We start from the raw sequence: 3,388 nt of genomic DNA on the forward strand, positions 1-3,388 counted from the left end.
GAGTTGCTGTACTCAGGTCATCACGGCTACCACCCTAGTTGCTTCGAGAATCTCGCGAAGAATCTCGCCCGCTTCGGCGTCGAGCCGGACATGATCCCGACGACGTTTAACATCTTCATGAACGTCGTCGTACTCCCGTCCGGCGAGTTGCGCATTGACCCGCCGTCATCGCGCGCCGGCGATTACATCCTGCTCCGGGCGGAGACTGATTTGATCGTCGGTGTCACGGCCTGCTCGGCGGAGAAGTCGAACAACTACAGCTTCAAGCCCATCGACGTCGAAATTCACGAACCGCCGCAGTAAGCTTTCGGAGAATGAACATGAGGGTGACAATTGCGGGTGTTCTTCTGGGGGTCGGCCTGGGCGGTTTCGCGGACGGCATCGCCCTACATCAAATCGCGCAGTGGCACAACATGCTCTCGAACGTGTTGCCGCCCGACACGATGGACGCGATGAGGGTGAACATGCTGTGGGACGGAATTTTTCACGCGTTCACTTGGCTGGTAACAGTCGTCGGCCTTTTCCTGTTATGGAGCGCCGCCCAACGCTCAGACGCACTCCCGCCGACTACTTCGTTCGTGGGGTCGCTCATCCTGGGCTGGGGCTTGTTTAACCTCGTCGAGGGCTTGATTGACCATCACCTGCTCGCCCTTCATAACGTCAGGGAGGTGCGCGACCCGACGGCCTACAACCTGATATTCCTGCTCGTCGGGGGCATAGGACTCATCGTGCTCGGCCTGCTGCTCAGACGCAGGGGCGGGCGAGGCTCTGGAACGTAATCGCGCTTCCCGCTCGCGCCCTATGGAACAGCACCCCGCTTGCGATCTTCATTTTTGAAGTGCTTAAACCGACGGGGCGTATGTAGTCGTGATGATATATGGTGCACAACAGCCTGCAGATAACCGTTGAGACTGATTCATTCATGTGAACCCGTTCATCGAAAGGCACCTTAGATGTTCCGACAAAGTGTAAAAGAGTTGGGCTTCGCCTGACCTACCGAGAGCAGGCACACTTCTCCCACGTCAGCTCTCTAGCCGACGATGGTGGCGAACTGAACCAGTCCAGCGACGACTGAGGTGACTGAGGTGAACAATCCCAACGGCATGCGATACTCGTCTCTCACGCTTCTGAATCCCCTCATCCGTCTGATGCCATGCGACGTGGCAAACTACTTTGGGTGGGCAGAGAAGATCGGCTTCAAGGAGATCCTCTACACGTTCGCCGAAACATTAGAGAAGGATCACGGGCGCATTGAGCAGCGGCGCTGTTGGGCAACCTGTGACGTTGAATGGTTAGCGTAGAAAGCCGAATGGAAAGGTTTGCAGTCAATTGTGATGGTCGAGGCTGATCGCCAGGTCATCGGTTGTGAGCGGACAATTGAGCGGCGCTACTTTATCAGCAGTTTGCCGGCTGACGCCAAGCCGTTGCTTGCCGCGGTGCGTGGGCATTGGGGCATTGAGAATAGCTTGCACTGGTGCTTGGACGTGGCGATGCGCGAAGATGCGAGTCGGATACGCCGCGACCATGGGCCGGAGAATGTCGCTGTCTTGCGGCACATCGCGCTCAATCTGCTCAAACAAGAGAAGACATGCAAGTTGGGGATTAAGCGGAATCAACTCAAAGCCGGGTGGGATCATAACTACTTATTGAAAGTGCTGAGAAATTAGATGCGCTCGCCCTATCAAATGCCCTTGGTTGCGGTGAAATTCCTGCAACCATAAGGTATCCTTTGAAGCGATGAACGCTGGCGGCGGCGCTGGCCACCGCCTCGCGATTTCGTTGAAGGCGCGGGTTGTGCAAGGGAGGCGGGATCATCGCCCCTAGGGCGAATGGTTCTGCACGTACTGGACGATACAATATTCAAAGTCCCCGATGTCAGTTCCTTTTCCTTTCGACAACACATATGCGCGGCTGCCCGAGCGGTTCTTCGCGCGTGTCTTGCCCACTTCGGTTAGGGCCCCGCGGTTCATTCGGGTGAATGGGCTCCTGGCCGCCCAACTCGGACTGGATCCCGATCTGCTCGCCAGCGAGGAAGGTGTGGAGGTGCTGGCGGGCAATCGTGTTGCCGAAACGGCTGAGCCGATCGCCACCGCGTACGCGGGGCACCAGTTCGGCACGTTCGTGCCGCAACTCGGGGATGGCCGCGCGATCCTCCTCGGCGAGCTAGTAGACCGGGTCGGAGTACGGCGCGATGTCCAGCTCAAAGGCTCGGGTCGGACGCCCTACTCGCGCGGCGGCGATGGGAGAGCCGCACTGGGGCCGGTCTTGCGCGAGTACGTGGTCAGCGAGGCGATGGCGGCGATGCGCATCCCCACGACCCGCGCACTTGCCGCAGTGATGACCGGAGAGGTGGTGATTCGGGAAACAGTGCTTCCGGGTGCAGTCCTGACCCGTGTCGCCTCCAGTCACATACGTGTGGGCACCTTTGAGTTCTTCGCCAGTCGCGGGGATGTGGAAGGCCTGCGGTTGCTGGCCGACCATGTCATTGCGCGACACTATCCGGACGCGGCTCACTCGGAGCGGCCGTACCGCGCGCTCCTCGATGCCGTGGTCCGGGCGCAGGCCGAGCTGATCGCCAAATGGATGCTGGTCGGGTTCATCCACGGCGTGATGAACACGGACAACATGTCGATCGCCGGGGAGACGATCGACTACGGGCCCTGCGCCTTCATGGATGCGTACGACCATGGAGCTGTCTTCAGCGCGATCGACCGACAGGGACGGTATGCGTATTCCAGGCAGCCGGCTATCGGCGAGTGGAACCTGGCCCGTCTCGCGGAGTGCCTGCTGCCCCTACTCTCCGACGACATGGACGTGGCGATCGCTGAGGCGGAACAAGCCCTCGACGCATACCGGCCGATCTTCGAACGGGCGTATCAGGGAGGGCTCAGACGGAAGCTCGGCCTGCTCATGGAACGCGAGGGCGATGCCGAACTGGGGCGGGATATGCTGCAGGCGATGGGTACGAACGGCGCCGATTTCACCCTCACGTTCCGTCGGCTGAGCGACGCGGCGTTTGGTCAGGAGGACGGCGCGGGCGTGCGCAGCCTGTTCGCGAATCCTTCCGCTTACGACGAATGGGCGCAGCGCTGGCGGCAGCGGCTGGAGCAGGAGGCGACAGACGCGGCTACGCGCGGTGCCGCCATGCTGGCGGTGAACCCGGCTTTTATCCCGCGTAACCATCGCGTTGAAGCAGTCATCCGGGCGGCCGTCGACGAAGGTGATTTCGACCCATTCCACGAGTTGGTGACGGTGTTGTCGAATCCCTTCGAAGCTCAACCCGCCTTGGCGCGGTACGCGGACCCGCCGGCAGATCACGAACGGGTGCTCCGGACCTTCTGCGGAACATAGACTACAACCGGTATCGTCAGCTTAACGATGCCAGCGT

4 protein-coding genes and 1 pseudogene are annotated in these 3,388 nt (G+C 60.3%); all 5 read left to right on the top strand.

Annotation, left to right across the window (positions count from 1 at the left end):
* A partial coding sequence (locus M3436_20160; GenBank protein ID MDQ3566288.1) for a DUF1989 domain-containing protein occupies positions 1–303 on the top strand: 303 nt, incomplete at its 5' end.
* Positions 304–320: 17 nt separating this feature from the next.
* Positions 321–779, top strand: coding sequence for a DUF2243 domain-containing protein (locus tag M3436_20165; protein ID MDQ3566289.1), 459 nt, complete (start codon positions 321–323; stop codon positions 777–779).
* A 306-nt stretch (positions 780–1,085) separates the two neighbouring features.
* Complete coding sequence (locus M3436_20170; GenBank protein MDQ3566290.1) at positions 1,086–1,301, top strand: hypothetical protein; 216 nt, start codon at positions 1,086–1,088, stop codon at positions 1,299–1,301.
* Between the two features lie 60 nt (positions 1,302–1,361).
* Positions 1,362–1,667 (top strand): annotated as a pseudogene (locus M3436_20175) (ISAs1 family transposase).
* 205 nt (positions 1,668–1,872) lie between these two features.
* Positions 1,873–3,351, top strand: a complete 1,479-nt coding sequence (locus tag M3436_20180; protein ID MDQ3566291.1) for a YdiU family protein — start codon at positions 1,873–1,875, stop codon at positions 3,349–3,351.
* The last annotated feature ends 37 nt before the right edge of the window (positions 3,352–3,388 follow it).

The organism is Pseudomonadota bacterium (assembly GCA_030859565.1).
Lineage (GTDB): Bacteria > Pseudomonadota > Gammaproteobacteria > JACCXJ01 > JACCXJ01 > USCg-Taylor.